General features: G+C 63.8%; 12 protein-coding genes and 1 tRNA gene. 7 read left to right on the forward strand and 6 right to left on the reverse strand.

Going from position 1 to position 17,020, the window contains the following annotated elements:
• Window positions 1–31: 31 nt before the first annotated feature.
• Together F1609_RS26510 and F1609_RS26515 are read right to left on the reverse strand one after the other, a co-directional pair.
• Window positions 32–964, reverse strand: coding sequence for an AraC family transcriptional regulator (locus F1609_RS26510; protein ID WP_167079662.1), 933 nt, complete (start codon window positions 962–964; stop codon window positions 32–34).
• A 138-nt stretch (window positions 965–1,102) separates the two neighbouring features.
• Window positions 1,103–1,960 (reverse strand): universal stress protein, encoded by an 858-nt coding sequence (locus F1609_RS26515; protein ID WP_167079664.1) that lies wholly within the window; start codon window positions 1,958–1,960, stop codon window positions 1,103–1,105.
• A 258-nt stretch (window positions 1,961–2,218) separates the two neighbouring features.
• Here F1609_RS26515 and F1609_RS26520 point away from each other — a divergent pair, with 258 nt between their 5' ends.
• From F1609_RS26520 to eutC, 4 genes are all read left to right on the forward strand, one after another.
• Window positions 2,219–2,926 carry a DUF2059 domain-containing protein gene (locus F1609_RS26520; protein ID WP_167079665.1) on the forward strand — a complete coding sequence of 236 codons (708 nt, stop codon included), beginning with the start codon at window positions 2,219–2,221 and terminating at the stop codon, window positions 2,924–2,926.
• A 60-nt stretch (window positions 2,927–2,986) separates the two neighbouring features.
• Complete coding sequence (locus tag F1609_RS26525; protein ID WP_167079667.1) at window positions 2,987–4,204, forward strand: metal-dependent hydrolase; 1,218 nt, start codon at window positions 2,987–2,989, stop codon at window positions 4,202–4,204.
• A 182-nt stretch (window positions 4,205–4,386) separates the two neighbouring features.
• Window positions 4,387–5,757, forward strand: a complete 1,371-nt coding sequence (locus F1609_RS26530) for an ethanolamine ammonia-lyase subunit EutB (RefSeq protein WP_167079763.1) — start codon at window positions 4,387–4,389, stop codon at window positions 5,755–5,757.
• Window positions 5,754–6,560, forward strand: coding sequence for an ethanolamine ammonia-lyase subunit EutC (gene eutC / locus F1609_RS26535; protein WP_167079669.1), 807 nt, complete (start codon window positions 5,754–5,756; stop codon window positions 6,558–6,560). Before F1609_RS26530 ends, eutC begins: the two co-directional genes overlap by 4 nt.
• A 111-nt stretch (window positions 6,561–6,671) precedes the next feature.
• On the opposite strand, the gene F1609_RS26540 is transcribed toward eutC, so the two are convergent.
• Both F1609_RS26540 and F1609_RS26545 read right to left on the reverse strand, forming a co-directional pair.
• Entirely contained in the window at window positions 6,672–8,012 is a 1,341-nt protein-coding gene (locus tag F1609_RS26540) for a trypsin-like peptidase domain-containing protein (RefSeq protein WP_167079671.1), read from the reverse strand.
• A gap of 126 nt (window positions 8,013–8,138) precedes the next feature.
• Complete coding sequence (locus F1609_RS26545; RefSeq protein ID WP_370661680.1) at window positions 8,139–10,562, reverse strand: penicillin-binding protein 1A; 2,424 nt, start codon at window positions 10,560–10,562, stop codon at window positions 8,139–8,141.
• A gap of 270 nt (window positions 10,563–10,832) precedes the next feature.
• Here F1609_RS26545 and F1609_RS26550 point away from each other — a divergent pair, with 270 nt between their 5' ends.
• Both F1609_RS26550 and F1609_RS26555 read left to right on the forward strand, forming a co-directional pair.
• A complete protein-coding gene (locus tag F1609_RS26550; protein WP_370661681.1) occupies window positions 10,833–11,333 on the forward strand; it encodes a hemerythrin domain-containing protein in 501 nt (166 codons plus the stop codon).
• A gap of 250 nt (window positions 11,334–11,583) precedes the next feature.
• Window positions 11,584–11,654: transfer RNA gene (locus tag F1609_RS26555), tRNA-Glu, on the forward strand.
• Between the two features lie 96 nt (window positions 11,655–11,750).
• Here the strand turns inward: F1609_RS26555 and F1609_RS26560 are convergent.
• Window positions 11,751–13,847: a carbohydrate-binding protein gene (locus F1609_RS26560; protein WP_229422086.1), complete on the reverse strand. Its 2,097-nt coding sequence runs from the start codon at window positions 13,845–13,847 to the stop codon at window positions 11,751–11,753.
• A gap of 419 nt (window positions 13,848–14,266) precedes the next feature.
• Between F1609_RS26560 and F1609_RS26565 the strand changes: the two genes are divergently transcribed.
• Complete coding sequence (locus F1609_RS26565) at window positions 14,267–14,794, forward strand: KGG domain-containing protein (RefSeq protein ID WP_167079673.1); 528 nt, start codon at window positions 14,267–14,269, stop codon at window positions 14,792–14,794.
• 153 nt (window positions 14,795–14,947) lie between these two features.
• Here the strand turns inward: F1609_RS26565 and F1609_RS26570 are convergent, their stop codons facing one another.
• Window positions 14,948–16,924, reverse strand: coding sequence for a helicase-related protein (locus tag F1609_RS26570; RefSeq protein WP_167079676.1), 1,977 nt, complete (start codon window positions 16,922–16,924; stop codon window positions 14,948–14,950).
• Window positions 16,925–17,020: the final 96 nt, after the last annotated feature.

The following is a 17,020-nucleotide window of genomic DNA, read 5'->3' on the forward strand; positions in this document are numbered from 1 at the left end:
AACTCGGCAGGGGAACAACAATCCTACCCGATCAATGCGCCGTCACATAGCCCGGCGCCTCGCCGGGCGTCTGGCTGAGGACCGTTTTCATCACCGCCGCTTCCTGCACCGGACTGCGGCCGAAGAAGCGCTTGAATTCGCGGCTGAACTGCGAACTGCTTTCGTAGCCGACCCGGTTCGACGCGGTCGATGCGTTCAAGCCCTCCTGCACCATCAACAGCCGCGCCTTGTGCAAACGCGTGCTCTTGAGATACTGGATAGGCGACGTTTGCGTGACCGCCTTGAAGTTGGCGTGAAAGGCGGCCACGCTCATCCCCGCTTCATGCGCCAGGGTCGGCACGTCCAGCTCGCCGCTGAAACCGGCGTGAATGCGGCGCAGCGCCTTGCCGATCTTGCCGAACTGGCTGTGCTGGGCCAAGGCCGCGCGCACGGCGCCGCCCTGCTCGCCGGTCAGCACGCGATACAAAATCTCGCGCAGGATGCCCTTCGCCAGCACCTGCGCCTCCACTGGGCACAGCAAGGCTCCGAGCAAGCGCAGCACGGCGTCGCCCAGCGTGTCGTCCATGGCCGTCGAACACATGCTCACCGGGGCGTTGTTGGCCGGCGCCGCCGGACCGAGCACCAGCGCCAGTTCGGCCGCCACCGCCAGGTCAATGTCGATTTTGACGGCCAGTAAGGGTTCGGCTTCGCTGGCCTCGGTCTCGCTTTCGAACGGCAAGGGCACCGACAGCACCAGATACTGCTGGGCATCGTAGATAAAGCGCCGTTCGCCCAGATACCCCCGCTTGCGCCCCTGGCAAACGATCACGATGCACGGCTCGTACAGCACCGGCGTACGCGGCACGCTCTGATTGACGCGCATGAAACCCACACCATCAAGGGGCGAGAAGGTGTACCCCTGCGCGGGCGCCAGCCTGTCCATCAAGGCGATCATCTTGTCTTGTCTGCTTGGCGGCGTCGGCATCGGTTCCTCTGGTGGCGGGTTCGTCGACCGCCAGTGTATGCCGCAACCGCCCTGTGCGCCAAGACCGAAACCTCGCGCAAGCTTGCCTGATTCTCTTGCCGCGTCACTGGAGCACCAGCGTGCCGCCGGGCCGGGCCGCTAATGCATCATCCAGAGCGGCAAGGTCGACGACCTGAGCACGGTTCTGGTCGCCCCGCCAAGCAGGACCTCGCGAAAACGCGAACGCCCGTAGGCGCCCATGACGATCAGGTCGGCGCCAGCCTCATCCGCCGCCGCCAGCAAAGCCCGCCCTGGGTCGGCCCGGCCAGGAATGGCGTGACTGTCGATGTCGCGCACATTGACGCGAATATCGTGCCGCGCCAGATACAAGGCCAGGTCCGCCCCCGGCATGGCGCCGTGCAGGTCGCCCTGCGCGCGCGCATCGACCACCACGATGTCGACCTGGCGCGCGCGCTGCATGAGCCCAATCGCACTGGCAATCGCGCGGCCGGCCGGGGCGCTGCCGTTCCATCCGACCACGATCCGCTGCCCCAGCGTCGGCGCCTGCGAGGCCGTGGCGGGAACCAGCAGCACCGGCTTGGCCGAATTGAGCAGGACATACTCGGGAAAATCGGCCCGCACACCCGGCAAGGGATGGGCGGCATTGTGCTGGCCGATCACGACCAGGTCGCAATAGCGCGCCTGCAGGCTCATGCCCAGCCCCATCTCTTCTTCCAGCCGGCGCCGCTCGAACGACAGCACGCCAAGCGCCGCCGCGCGCTGGTCGAAGGCGTCGAGCGCACTGTCGGCCAGGCGCCGCAATTCCAGTAGCGGCGCCTGCATCGGCGGCAAACTGGGGTCGAGGCCGCTCAGCGCCAGCAAGCGCGGCGGCAGATTGGTCAAGGCCGTGCCGATCAGATGTGCGTTATGCTCGATGGCAAGTTGCGCCGCCATATCAATCCGCGCAGCGGCCTGCGCCGACTCGTCGACATGCACGAGTATCGTTTTGTATGCCATGTTAGCCTCCTCAATCATTGCAACGCGCTGGCAGCGCGACAAGCAGAACCGCCCTGCCCGCTCGCACGTGCGCCCGCTCAAACGCGCAGCAGCAAACTGGTCGGCGTGAACAACGCCGGCGCGGTAAGATCGCCGTCATGGATAATGCAGATTAATCAATCGTTTGACTGGCCTTGGGCGAACTGGTTCACCGAATTTTTCCGATCGATGAAAATCGCGCCCCCTGTCATGTCAACCTGGTGCTAACAGGAGTCAGCCATGTTGAAACCGATCCGCATCCTTGCCCTGGCTTTGGTGTGCCTCTGCTCGACGACGCACGCGGCCGAGCCGGGCGGCGAAACGATGCGGGCGCTGCAAACGATCGTGACAGCGCAAGACATTGAAGAAAAATACCGGGCCTACCTCGACAGCTCCGCAGCACGTCATGCCGCGACCTTGCAAAAGATGCTGGAGGAAAAATTGAATGCCCAACCAACGCTGAGTCAAGCGCAACGCAAGCGAGCGCTGGCCATGCTTCCCGCATGGTCTGCCGCGCTGGCCGCGGACTTGAAAATACGCGACAAGTCGATGAACCTGCCAGCGCTGATCAGCGACATGGCGCAAACGATCTATCCACGCTATTTCACCGACGCCGAGCTCAAGGAGCTGGCGGCGTTTTACGCCAGCAGCGCCTATCAAAAGACCATCGATGTCAGTGCCAGAATCAAGGAGAACGAGCGCCGCACCGGCGTAGCCGATCCGGCGGCATGGGACAAAGTCGAACACCTGTTTACAGAGGCGGAAAACGAGGTCATTCTTGCCAACGGCGAATCTGCTCTCGGCAAGAAACTGGCGCGCGTAACCCCAGCCTTGAACAGGGAGATCCTGATGTATCTCGGCGCCAAAACCAGCAGCAACATCGAAGCCATCGCCGGACGCCACATGGCGGAATTTGTCGCCACCGTGAACGCCGATACATCCAGATAGGACATCCGGCGCCGTTTGCCAGCTCGGCAGGAATACGGCCGGCACGGTAAGATCGCCGCCATGGATAATTTAAGTCATTCGTTAGTTGGACTGGCCGCCGGCGAACTGGTTCACCGCATCTTGCCGGCCGAAGCCGATCCGGCCCGCCAGCGCACCCGGCGCCGCCTGATGCTGGTGTCGTGCTGGGCCGCCAGCAATTTCCCCGACCTCGATCTGGTGCTCAGCGGTCTTCTGCCCAGTCCGCTGGGCTACCTGCTGCATCACCGCGGCCACACCCACACCTTGCTCCTCGAAATCCCGCAGGCGCTGCTGCTGATCGCCCTGCTGTGGCTGCTGTGGCCGGGAGCGCGCGCCGTGCTGCGCGCCAGCAAGCCGGCCCGCGCCGGGCTGTTGGCGGCCGTCGGCGCCGGTTTCCTGCTGCACATCGGCATGGATGCGTTGAACTCTTACGGCGTGCATCCGTTTTACCCGTTCGACACACGCTGGGTGTACGGCGACATGGTGTTCATCCTGGAACCGGTGTTCTGGGTGGCCGGCGCGGTCCCGCTGGCAATGATGCTGGGCAACCGCTTCTGGCGTGCGCTGCCGCTTGTCGCGCTGGCCGGCATGCTGGCCTACTTCACCGTGCGCGGTTTCCTGCACTGGGGTTCGCTGGCCGCCCTGCTCGCCTTCGGCGCCGGCCTGGCCATGCTGCAACAGCGCGCCGGCCAGGCCGGAAAGCAAGCCTTGTCCGTGGCGCTGCTGGGCGCGCTCGGCTTCGTGGCGCTCCAGGGCGCCGCCATGCGGCACGGCAAAACCCTCGTGGCCGACCACCTGCGCCAGCTCGATCCGGCCAGCACCCTGCTCGATACGTCGATGACGGCGTTTCCCGCCAATCCGCTGTGCTGGATCTTCGTCTCGGCCGAACGCGACAAGGTGGCCGGCAGCTACCGCTTGCGGCGCGGCATGCTCAGCATCGCACCGAAACAGCTCCCACTCGACGCCTGCCCGGCCGCCCTGTCCGAAGGCGCGCCCGGGCCAGGCACGCAGCTGGTCATCAACTGGAGCCAGGAAGCATCGCTGGCCCGCTTGCGCGAGTTACAGTCGAGCAACTGCCGCTTCGATGCCTGGATGCGCTTTGCGCGCATGCCTGCGCTGGGCGCCGACAACGCCTCCGACGCGCGCTTCAGCACCACGCCACGCGGCAACTTCACCACCTTGCCGCTGGACGACGACAACGGCCATCCCTGCCCCGCCGGCGTCCCCGGCTGGGGCTATCCGCGCGCCGACCTGCTGTAAGCGGGTCCGTGCTATGCTGGCTCCACGCAAAGCAAGTGTGCCGAAATTATTGTCATTTATAGCGAACAGAAGCGGTTGCATTGCAAGGCGCCGCCTATGGAAGCTGGAAATGACAAGAATTCAGGCGCACTTACTCAACCACCGCCCCTGGAGCCCCCGTGACAACACCGCGGTTTTCGCACATGGTCGGGCCGCGCACCTACGGGTTTCGCGACCTCAAGGACTTGATGGCGCGCGCCTCGCCGCCCCGCTCGGGCGACCTGCTGGCCGGCGTGGCCGCGGCCAGCGCCGAAGAACGGGTGGCGGCCCAGATGGCGCTGGCCGATTTACCGCTGCGCACCATTCTCGACAATCCCCCGATTCCCTATGAAGACGATGAAGTCACGCGCCTGATCGTCGACCATCACGACGCCGCCGCCTTCGCCCCCATTGCGCACCTGACCGTGGGCGACCTGCGCAACTGGCTGCTGGGAGACGCCGCCGACAGCGCGCTGCTGGCCTTTGCCGCGCCCGGCATCACGCCCGAGATGGCGGCCGCCGTGTCGAAAATCATGCGCATCCAGGACCTGGTGCTGGTGGCGCGCAAATGCCGCGTGGTCACGGCCTTTCGCAACACGCTCGGGCTGGAGGGCCGCATGGCCACGCGCCTCCAGCCGAATCACCCGACCGACGACGCCACCGGCATCGCGGCCAGCATGCTCGATGGCCTCATGTACGGCAGCGGCGACGCCGTGATCGGCATCAATCCGGCCACCGACAACGTGGCCCAGGTCGTCAACCTGGTCGGCATGCTCGACGCCGTCATTGCCCAGTACCAGATTCCGACCCAGTCGTGCGTACTGACCCACGTCACCAACACCATCGAAGCGATCAACCGGGGCGCCCCGGTCGACCTGGTGTTCCAGTCGGTGGCCGGGACCGAGGCCGCCAACCGCAGCTTCGGCATCGATCTGGCGCTGCTGGCCGAAGCGCGCAGCGCCGCCCTGTCGCTCGGGCGCGGCACGGTGGGCGAGAACGTCATGTACTTCGAAACCGGCCAGGGCAGCGCGCTGTCGGCCAACGCCCATCACGGGCTCGACCAGCAGACCTGCGAAGCGCGCGCCTATGCGGTGGCGCGCGCCTTCAAGCCGCTGCTGGTGAACTCGGTGGTCGGCTTCATCGGGCCGGAATACCTGTACGACGGCAAGCAGATCATCCGCGCCGGGCTGGAAGACCACTTCTGCGCCAAGCTGCTCGGTTTGCCGATGGGATGCGACGTTTGCTACACCAACCATGCCGAAGCCGACCAGGACGATATGGACGTGCTGCTGACTATGCTCGGCACGGCCGGCTGCAACTTCGTGATGGGCGTGCCGGGCTCGGACGACATCATGCTCAATTACCAGAGCACCTCCTTTCACGACGCCCTGTACGCGCGCCGCGTGCTGGGCTTGCGCGCCGCGCCCGAATTCGAAGCCTGGCTGCAGCGCATGCAGATTTTTTGCGGCGATGGCGCCGCGCAACTGGCGGACGCGCTTCCACCGGTTTTCCAACCAGCCTTGCAGCGCTTATGAACCAATCGAAGCAGGTACTGTCCAACCCCTGGCAAGCCTTGCGTGGGCTGACCCAGGCCCGCATTGCGCTCGGACGCAGCGGCGTGAGCGTGCCGACAGCCGCCCAGCTCGACTTCCAGCTGGCGCATGCGCGCGCGCGCGACGCGGTCCACATGGCGCTCGACGCCGAGGCGCTGGCGGCGGCACTGTCCAGGGACGGGCACGCCTGCATCACGGTGCGCAGCGCCTGTCCGGACCGCGCCAGCTACCTGCAACGGCCGGACCTGGGCCGCGTGCTTGATGCGCCCTCGCGCGCGGCGCTGCTGGCGGCCGCGCCGGCCGCATGCGACCTGGCGCTGGTCATTGGCGACGGCTTGTCGGCCCTGGCCATCGAGCAGAATGCGCAAGCCTTCGTGGCGCTGCTGCTGGCGCGCTTGCGCAAGGAAACCGGGGCCGCACAGTGGCGCCTGGGGCCGATCGTCATCGCCAGCCAGGCGCGCGTGGCGATCGGCGACCAGATCGGCGCCTTGCTCAATGCACGCGCGGTGGCGGTGCTGATCGGCGAGCGGCCCGGGCTCAGTTCGCCGGACAGCATGGGCGTGTACCTGAGCTGGGCGCCGAGGGTGGGCTTGACCGATGCTGACCGGAACTGCATTTCGAATGTGCGGCCGGCCGGCTTGCGCTACGACGAGGCAGCCTACCGCCTGCATTATCTGTTGACGCAGGCACGGCAGCGCGGACTATCGGGGGTGTTGCTCAAGGACAATACGGTGGCGGAAGGGGGATTGCTGGAGCCAGGGAAAGGAAACTTTTTGCTGCGCTGAGGAGCCGCAAGCGATGGATCGCATGGTTTACCATGACCGTGTTGAATGCGGCGGTAAAAACGGCTTTTACCGCCCACTCAAACACCTGAGCCATGCCGGCCAGCGCTCCGCTTAATTCCGTGCGCACACCAGTCGCTGGCCAACATTGAGCTTAAGAATCATCTTGTCGCGCGACAGTTCCTCCACCCGCAAGGTGTCGTTTACGTTCGAAAACTGGATCGACAGCTGGCTCTCGCGATACATCCAGCGCCCTGGCGACACGCGGTTCGCATAACGCATCTGCAAGGTGCGGTCGTCGCTGAACGAAATCCTGATCGAGGTCCCGCCGATCGGATCGTTGCAATGCCACTCGCCCACCACCAGGTCGCCATTCTGCGCGCTCTGGGCCGGGTTGTCCTGGGCCCGTTCGGCGCTCATCTTGGCGATCAGGCCGCCGCCGCGGCGCGTGCGCATGCTGCCGATCCATTCGGCCGGCGCGGCAAAGTTCAGGTTCTGCCCGGTGCGCATCTGGAACGTCACGATGCCCACCAGCCGGCCCGCACTGTCGAACAGGCCGCCGCCGCTCGACCCGGGCGAGACCGGCGCCGTGGTCTGGATCAGGGTGCCGCCGTCGAGCGGGCGCAGCGACGAGACGATGCCGTCGCTGATGGTCAAATCGAGCCCGTGCGGAGCGCCGATGGCAATCACGCGCTGGCCGGTACGCAACTCGCCCGAGGAACCGATCACCGCGGCCGGGGCATTGAGGCCCTTGACCGCCAGCCGGCACAGGTCGCGTTCTTCGTCGGCCACCGAGACCGTCGCATCGTAGCTGTCCTGCCCCAGCTTGACCTGGAGGCGCGAGCCGGCCAGCGCAACGTGGCAGTTGGTAATGATTTCGTTGCCGCCAAGAGCGACGCCGCTGCCGGTGCCGACCATGCTGGCGCCGTTATACATATTAATACGGGCCACGAACGGCGACAGCTTGGCGAACAGGTCTTCCATGCCCATGGCGCCGGACGCGTTGCCGCTTGCGGGGGCGGAGATCGCCTGGTTCTGTGACTGGGAGGGAACGTCACTGTTCCGCACGCCGCTTTCCTGCATCATCACCGGGGTCGCGCCTTGCCCTGCGACCACAGGCGGCACGGCCGGCGCGCGGCCCTTGGACCAGTACACCAGCCCGGCCACCAGCAGGCCGGCGGCCAACCCGTAGCGCCAGTCGAGGTTGAAACCTCCCTGCGCCGCGGGTCCGTTGTCGACGCTGCGCGTGAGCGGCGGCGCGACCTGGCTGCGGTCGTAGTGGCCGCGCTTGTCCTTGTTCGACAGCACGGCATAGGCTTCACGCACCAGCACCCAGTCGTTGCGGTCGTACGATCCGCTCTGGAATGCGGCATGCAAACGCGCGTACGCTGCGGCAATCTCTTCAGAAGTGGCGAGGGGATCGACACCCAGAATGGTGTACAGCGTTCGTTTCATTTGCAGCGTCTCCGGTGGGAAACGTCGATGATAGCGTAAATATCATGACTTATCATAGCCTGTCGGAAATATTGCTTTTTCTTAGTGACAGGCGTGATACAGCCGCAGCACTGATAACGGCGCTGCTTACTGTTCGGACGGCACCGGCGCCGCGTTCTGCTCCGGCTCCGGCGGCGGCGCTGGCGGTTCGCCGCGCTCGCCCTCCATCGGCATCTCTTCCTCGCTCTCCATGTCGTCCGGGCCAGGTTCCGGCGGAGGGGGCGGCGTCACGCCTTCTTGCTGCAACTCGCCAGCTTCTTCGCTGATATCGCCCGGATTGTCTTCTTCACGCACCGGTTCCGGACGGCGTCCGCCCGGGAACAGCGCGGCCGTATCGACCTTGCCTTCGGCAATCGCCGCCTTGAAGAAGTCGCCTACCACCAACAGCGCGTTGTGCCCGCCCTGCCCCCAGTAGTTGCTGCGCATGGTAACGCGGTTGTCGTTAAAGCCGACCCACGCGCCAGCCACCAGTTTCGGATGCATCATGATGAACCAGCCATCCGTGTTGTTCTGGGTGGTGCCGGTCTTGCCGGCCACGTCGCCGGTGACGCCGAAGCGGTAGCGGATGGCGGTGCCGGTGCCGCGGTTGATCACGCCACGCATCATGTCGATCAGGTCGGCCGCATTTTGCGCGGACATGGCACGCTCGGGCGCGGGGGCGCCGAATTCGGCCACGATCTTGCCGGTGCGATCGGTGATGCGCGTGACGAACACCGGTTTGCGGTACGCGCCCTGGGCCGCGATACTGCTGTAGGCGTTAACCATTTCCAGCAACGTGACCGGACTGGTGCCCAGCGCCAGCGAGGGCACCGATTCGAGCTTGCTGGTGCGAATGCCGAGGTCGCGCGCCAGGTCGATGATGCTGGGCAAGCCCACATCCTGCATCACCTGGGCGGTAATCGTGTTTTTGGAAAACACCAGGCCATCGCGCATGCTGATCATGTTGCCGCTCGATCCGCTCATGTCGGTCGGGCGCCAGATGGTGCCGTCACCGGCCTTGATGTTGGTCACCGCATCGAGGTACTGACGATTTGGTGCAAACCCTTTTTCCAGCGCGGCGCCATACACGATCGGCTTGAAGGTCGAGCCGGGCTGGCGCGCAGCCTGCACCACGTGGTCGTACTGTTCCTTATGAAAATCGCGGCTGCCGACCCACGCCTTGATGTGGCCGGTCTCCGGATCCATGGCGACGAAGCCGGTTTCCAGGCGCGTCTTGGCGGCGCGCAAGCGGGCGATGAAGCTGCGGTCGGCGCGCAGGCGCTTGAGCGCAAGCGGCCCGGTGTCGCCGCTCTCGATGGCTTTCTTGTACTCGGGTGTTTCGCGAATAAAACTGTTGACCAGCGCCCCTTTCGAGCGCCAGAAATACTCGAACGGCGTGATCGAGCCGTGCATCCCTGCATAGCCGGCGGCCGAACCGGAGCCGCTGTCGCTCTGCGCCCATTCGACGTCGGCGATGATCTGCAAGGCCTTGCCCTGGCGCTCGACCGCCTTCTCGGCCGCCTCCTGCATGGCCGAGTCGAGCGTGGTGTGCACCACCAGGCCATCGCGCTCGACGTTGTAGTCGTTTTCATCGGCCCATTCGATCAGCCACTTGCGCACATAGGCGGTGAAATGGGTGTCGGTCGGGTTGCGCTCGGTCTGGCGCGAGAACAACACGCGCAGCGGCTTCTTGCGCAAGCTGTCGTAACGCTTGTCGTCGAGCATGCCGTGCTTGCGCATTTGCGACAGGACCACGTTGCGGCGCTGTACCGAGCGCTGGGGATTCGTGACCGGATTATAGTAATTCGTGCCTTTGAGCATGCCCACCAGGGTGGCGCTTTCCAGGATGTCGAGCTTGGCGGCTGTCGTATTGAAATACGTGCGCGCCGCCATCTCGACGCCGAAGGTGTTGTACAGGAAAGGGACCGTATTCAGGTAGGATTCCAGGATCTCATCCTTGGTATAGGCCGATTCGATCTTGACAGCCGTAATCATTTCCTTGAGCTTGCGGTTGATGGTGCGCGAACGGCCTATTTCTTCCGGAAACATATTGCGCGCCAGCTGCTGGCTGATGGTCGAGCCGCCCTGCGGATCGCCGAGAAGGGTGTGCAGCACCGAGCCGAAGGTACGCGTGAAATCGATGCCGTGATGGTTCCGGAAGCGGTGGTCTTCGGTGGCGATCAGCGCGGCGATCATGTGCGGCGAAATCTGCGCCAGGGTCACGCGCTCCTGCAAGCCCTCTTCGAAACTGGCCAGTTCCTTGCCGTCGGCCGACACCAGGACCGAGGCCTTGGCCGCACGCGTTTGCTTAAGATCGGCAACGCCTGGCGTGAACGGCAGCAAGACCAGCACCCAGACCAGCAGTATCGCGAACGGCAGGCCGACGCACCACAGCAGCGGCAGGCCGAAGCGTTTGTACGGCGGTTGCGCCATCAGGTAAGCATGTACGCGGCGCATGCGCTCGCCCGCAGCCGCGCCTGCCATGCGCAAGCCTTGTCCCAGTCGTCCCATCAGATTGCGGTCGTCGCCCACGTTTGCTTCCTTGCTTAAAAGTCATTAACTTGCCATACAGTATATCCGAGGGTGTGCACGCGCATGCGCGCATCGGCGTGCACCGAACAGACTAGCGTGCTTCCTGATAGACGCACGTGGTTTTGTCCTACGCAGGTGTTGCCAGTGCGCCTACTCCCTGTACGAACGAGTCCGCCTATGATGACATTTCTGCTACAAGACAGGCAGCCAGGAAATATCCCAGCCACCCGGTAGCGCAATAGTTACCATAGAAAATATCAGGAGCACACCATGAGAACCGCACCGTCGACCACTCGTAACACGCCAAAAACCATGCCAGGCGGCCAGAAAGCGCAGGACGCAATCGCGCTGCTGATCGAGGACCACGAGAACGTGAAGCAGATGTTCGAACAGTACGAAGGCTTGGGCGACCGCGCGCATGCGACCAAGAAAAAACTGTCGATGCAGATTTGCATCGAACTGACCAAGCACGCGACGGCCGAGGAAGAAATTTTCTACCCAGCAGTACGCGCAGCAACCAAGAAGAACGAAGACCTGGTCGATGAAGCTACCGTCGAGCACGCATCGGCCAAAGATCTGATCGCCCAAATCATGGAGATGGAAGCGACCGACGACCTGTTCGATGCCAAGGTCAAAGTGCTGTCCGAGATGATCGAGCACCACGTCGAGGAAGAAGAAAACGAAATGTTTCCGAAGGCGCGAGACGCCGGCCTGGATCTGGAAGCGCTGGGGCAGCAAATTGCCGAGCGTAAAGCACAGATCACAGTGTAATTGGCAGCAAGGTCCCGCCACGGCGGGATGGCAAACGGTTCCTCCTCAGCCCGCTGATATCTGACGCGGGTTGACGGGGAACCGTTTGCCTTGGGACTTTGATTGATAGCCGCTCTCATGAGCGTTATGTGCGTGAATGCGGCGCCTTCCATCAGGCAATACTGCCCGGGATAATACGATACCGGGCAGACCTTGGCGTTTCAGTGAAATTCTTTGCAGTTCCAGCTGCGCCCCACTTATAATCGTCGCGGGAACGATGGTGTAATGGAAGCACAGCCCCACTTCATGGGTCCGGCGTTGGTTCGACCCCAACTCGTTTCCAATGACTTATTAATGCGGGCGAAAGCAACGCAGGTGTACGCGGCGTTGTTGAGCGACGATGGAGCCAGGTGCAAGGATCCATCGTCTTCCCTGCCGCTACTGCGGGTTGATCTGCCACCAGTTCATATTCCAACCACCCACGCGCGCATAGATCGCCAGGTCCTGCTGTCCGGCTTCCAGGTAGGCGCTCGCCGTCACCGTCTGCCAGTTCTGCCATCCACCTGTGTTGGGCACGGCCACCGTCGCCAGGTCGGCGCCATTCTTGCTCAACGCGAATTGTCCGCCGTTATGGATGGTGGCGACCCGGAATTGCAGGCTGTACCAGCCGGCCTTCGGCACAGTGACCGGATAGCTCATCCAGTCGTTATTGTCGACATTGCTGACGTTAAAGCCGCCACCCGCATCGCTGGTCGTTTCCATGCGCATGCCGCTGTGCGTGGTGAACATTTCCGCTTCGATTTTCGCGCCCACCGCCGGCTTCCAGTTCATCCAGTAGGCGATGCTTTCGTTGCGCACCAGTGGCTGCGTGGCGAAGCCGCGGAAGTAGCTTTCGATCTGCGCGCTCGATGCCGTGCTGACGTTCAAACTGCCCAGAGCGCCCCCATTGCTGCTGTTGCTCGCCATGCCCCAGCCCCAGGAGTTGGTGTCGCCATTCGAGCCGCCATAGCTGACGGTCTTGTAGGCCCAGTTGGTCGCCGCCCAGCCGAACATATTGTAGGCGTCGTAAGTCTTGCGGGTCATCTGCCCGCCATAGCTTCCCAGCAAAGTCCACGGCTGGAATTCGCCGATCAGAAATGGCGTATTCAATCCGGTCAGCCTGGCGTTCCAGTCGCAGCTCTCGCCGCTGCCGTTGACGTTGCAGTGCAGCCAGTTGGCGTGCATATTGGCCTGGTTGGCCGCGCCCTGCACTTCGTTCCAGCCCCACAGTCCCGGATAGAAATGCATCCAGAACGCTACGTTGGTCAAGCCACGCGTGTTCGGGTTGCCGTAGGCATCGATGCCGCTGTTGTGGCCCGGCAGCAGGATCACGTGCTCCGGATCCTTGGCCCGCACCACGTTGAACAGTTCATAGGCGTAATTGGCCAGGGTGGTCGCGTCCGTCCCCCATGGCTCGTTCAGCAAGTCGTAGGCGGCCACGGCGGTGCGGCCACGGTAGCGCTCGGCAATCTTGTCCCATAGCCACTTGGTACGGTCGCGGTAGGCCGCGTTCGACCACAGCTGCGCCGGTCCCACGCAGCCATCGTGCTGCTCGGTCGCGGCTGCCTGCCCGCCCACGGTGCCGTGCAGGTCGAGAATCACGTACATGCCGCGCTTTTCCGCTTCGTTAATGGCGAAGTCCAGGTGCTTCCACGCATCGGCGCGCAGGTTGTAGGGGCTGTACTCGTTTTCCACCAGGCTGAAATAGAAAGGCACGCGCACCACGTTCATGCCCATGCCCTTGATCAGGTCGAAGTCGCGCGTGGTGATCCAGCTGTCGCGGTACACGCCCATCAGGCGCTCTTTCTCGGCGTTGCCGAAACGCTGCGCCAGGGTGGCTTCGAGCGTGCACTGGTCGTTGACCAGGCCGTTGCTGTTGGACATGCTGTTGTTCATCATCCAGAACTCCAGCTGCAACCAGTTGCCCAGGTTGACGCCGCGCAGGTTGACGCGCTTGCCGCTGCTGTCGACCCAGTAGCGTCCGTTCTGGCGGATCGCCGGCAGTCTGGCCGACGTGCCCTCCGCACTGAAGTTGATCCAGTTCAGGTTGAAGCCGCCGCCTTTGGCGAACACGGCCAGGCTCTGCGGCCCGGCGTTGAGGAACACGCGCGAGCTGATCGTCTGCCAGGTCTGCCAGCCGCCGGTGTTGGGCACGCCGACGGCCTCGCTGATGTCTTTGGCGTTCTGGCTCAGCACCAGCTGGCCGCTGGTGCCGGCGGACGCCACCCGGTATTGCACCGTGTACCAGCCGGCGGTCGATGGATTGACCGAATAGCTCATCCAGTCGTTACTCTCGATCCAGCCGACATTGGCACCGCCGCCCGCGTCCGCCGTCGCCTCGGTGGCCACGCCCTGCATCGACGCATACGACTCGGCTTCGAGCTTGCCCGGCAAGGCGGTCTGCGCGGCGCAGGCGAGGCTGAACAGGCTGCCCGCCAGCGCCCACATCAACTGCGGCACGGCACGCCTCGGTTCCCTGTAAAGGGTCAGTTTCATGGAAAGTCTCCTGTGGTGATGAGGAGCAGCTGGCCAGTGCCGCGCTGCGGGAAGACACGGATGCGGTGACGTTCTTGGAAACGCTCCCAGTTCCGTGTAATTGATGGTATTGATTTCGCATGGCGGCGTCAACGACAATATAAAAAGCCGTCGGGAAATTAGCCTTGATGCGCCAACAGGTGGATGATCCTGCGGGAAGTTTGCGGGGGTATACAACCCTTTCCGACTGCAAATTTCGTCAGTGATTTTCGGCGGACTCGGCCTACGTTTGTCCTACATGACGGTTGCGAGTGATCCTACTCAAAGGCTCGGCCCGCTGACTTAAGATGTCTCTACTCGCTTCCGAACGAGAAGTTTGAAAGTGAAAACCAGGAAGTTCCTGCAGTACATTTCGATTAAAAACATTAGGAGAAATTATCATGGCATCGAACAACAATCAAGGCGGTAACAAAGACAATAACGCATCGAACAGCGGCTCGGGCAGCAGCGCGAAATCCGGTTCGCAAAGCGGCAGCAAAGGCAGCCAGGGCAACAACCAGAGCGATACCAGCAACCGCGGTTTCGCTTCGATGGACCCTGAGCAGCAGCGCGAGATTGCAGCCGAAGGCGGCCGTGCAGCCCACGCCTCCGGCAATGCCCATGAGTTCACCTCCGAAGAAGCACGCGAAGCAGGCAAGCTGAGCCATAGCGGCGGCGGCAACCAGCAAAGCGGTTCGGGCAACAGCAAGCAAAGCGATTCGGACAGCGGTTCGTCGCGCGGCTCGTCGGCCAGCAACAAGAGCGATTCCGACAGCGGGACCTCGCGCGGCGGCAACAAGCAGAGCGGCTCCTCGGATGACGATTCTTCGTCCGGCGGCAAATCCGGCGGTTCGACCAACGCCAGCTCGGGCGGTTCCAAGTCGGGCTCCGGTTCGGGTTCCAGCTCGGGCAGCAAAAGCGCCAAATAAGCCAGCCTGACCCCTGCCCCGCTGTTGCGGGGCAGCCAGATGCGACAAGAGCCTGCTATACGCAGGCTGTTGTCGTTTATCGTTTGTCGGATACGATTGCAATTGCGCCCGGCGCCAACGCCGGCAGGCGGGCCGTGCGGCGCCCCGCCCCGATTAACGGAACTTTTTCGGGTGACGCTGGCGCGCCGCCGCATTCTGCGACTGCAGCATCGAATCGACCCGTTCCGACGCGCTGCGCGCCAGTTCCTGCGCCAGCGCCACGCTCGGAAAGAATTCCGGCTCGCGGTACGCCAGCCAGGCGTAGGCCGAATACAGGCGGCAACTATCCTCCACTTCCTGCAGGTTCTGCCACGCCAGCTGGCTTATATCCTCATGCAACTTGCACACCTTTTTCTTGGCCAGCGACTGCGCCCACATTTCCCAGGCGCGGTGCAGGGACGGCACCTTGGTCGAGACAGGCACCAGCGAGAGCATGAATTTCTCCGCCACCGACAAGGGCAAGGTATCGAGCCACTCGGCGCGCTCGGACTGCTCCTCGGTAATACGCGGATAGAAAAAGCCATCCGGCACATCGATATTGTGGACAAAGCGCTTGAGCAGGCGCACCAGCGAGGTTTCGTCGGTCACCGCCGCGATGCGGTGCAGGTGTTCGAGCGACGGCGCGACCGGAAAGCCGGTGGCGTTGAGCGGCGCCAGCTTTTCCTTGAGCAAGGCGCGCATGACTTCATGCGTCTCGTCATCGTAACCGGCCACCTTGCCCTCCTCGTGCACGCCGTAGCGCCCGGCGCGGCCGGCGATCTGGCGCGCCAGCGAGGCTGAAATCTCTTCTTCGTCCACCCCGTTGAATTTGACGGTGGTGGTCATCACGATGCGTTCGATCGGCATGTTCAGGCCCATCGCCAGCGCATCGGTGCCGACCACGATATCGGCCGAGCCATCGCGGAAGCGCTCGGCCTGGGCGCGCCGCACCTCGGGCGCCAGGTTGCCGTACACGGTCGCCACCGACAAGCCCATCTCGGTGATCATGTCGCGCCACATCAGCACCTCGCGCCGCGAAAAGCAGATCACCGCGTCGCCGCGCTTGAGGTTGCGCAATTTGCGCACCGCGCCCGACTCCATCGACAGCGGCGCCATGCGCTTGAGCAGATGCACTTCGAGCGGACATTCGAGGCGCGCCGCCAGGGCCTCGATCGCGCGCCGCGCTTCAGGCGCGCCGACCAGGTACACCACCGAGGCCGGGGCGCCGCACACGGCCGCGGTCCAGGCTGCGCCACGGTCGCGGTCGGCCAGCATCTGGATCTCGTCGATGACGGCCACCTCGACCGGAGTGCGCGAATCGAGCATCTCGACCGTGCTGGCCACGTGGGTACCGTTCTCGGCGATGCGGCGCTCCTCGCCCGTGACCAGGCTCACCGCCAGCGGCTCGCCATGCGGACGCGCCGCTTGCAGGCGCTCGAAATTTTCCAGCGCCAAGAGGCGCAGCGGGGCAAGATACACGCCGGATTTGGCCTTGGCCAGCGCCTCCATGGCGCGGTGGGTCTTGCCCGAATTGGTGGGCCCAAGCAAGGCGATGAACTTGCGCGGCATGCGGCGCGCCACCTCGAACGAGGCCGGATACTCGGCCAGGTTGATGCTGGCGCGGGTGCGCGCGGCGTGGCGCTCCTCCTGGGCGCGCTCGACCGCGTGGGCCACGCGCTGCGCGATGCGCTCGAACAGGTAGCTGGCCGGCTCCGAGGTTTCCATTTCGAACAGCGGGCCGAGGAAGGTGGCCGCGTCCAGATTGTGATCCTCGCACTCGCCTGAAATATCGCGCACGAACACGCGCACGCTCTGGTGCAGCTCGTCAATAGTGCGTTCCGACACCCGTTCGCGCAGCAGGGCGCGCTTGGTATCCGCATCCATCTTGCGCCACTTGCCGGGGCGCGCCAGCACGCCCTGGGCCGGGACCAGGTGATACGGCACATTCAGGCCGCCCTCGTCGACCGCGCCGGAAAATTGCAGGAAGACCCGGCCTTCCAGCTTAACCAGGCGCACGGTCTGCGGATCGAAACCGAGCTCGGCGACCAGCGTATCGTCGTCGCTGTTGTCGTTGGCGGAAGGGGGTAATTGCTGAGTTGAAGATGCTGTCATTGGTGCTATTCAAAAATTATATACGCGATGAACGTGCACTATATCGCGTCCGCGCCGCTTGCGTAACAGGAAACATTTCCTAACCGGGGTCAGACC

This window comes from Massilia aquatica (assembly GCF_011682045.1).
Lineage (GTDB): Bacteria > Pseudomonadota > Gammaproteobacteria > Burkholderiales > Burkholderiaceae_D > Telluria_A > Telluria_A aquatica.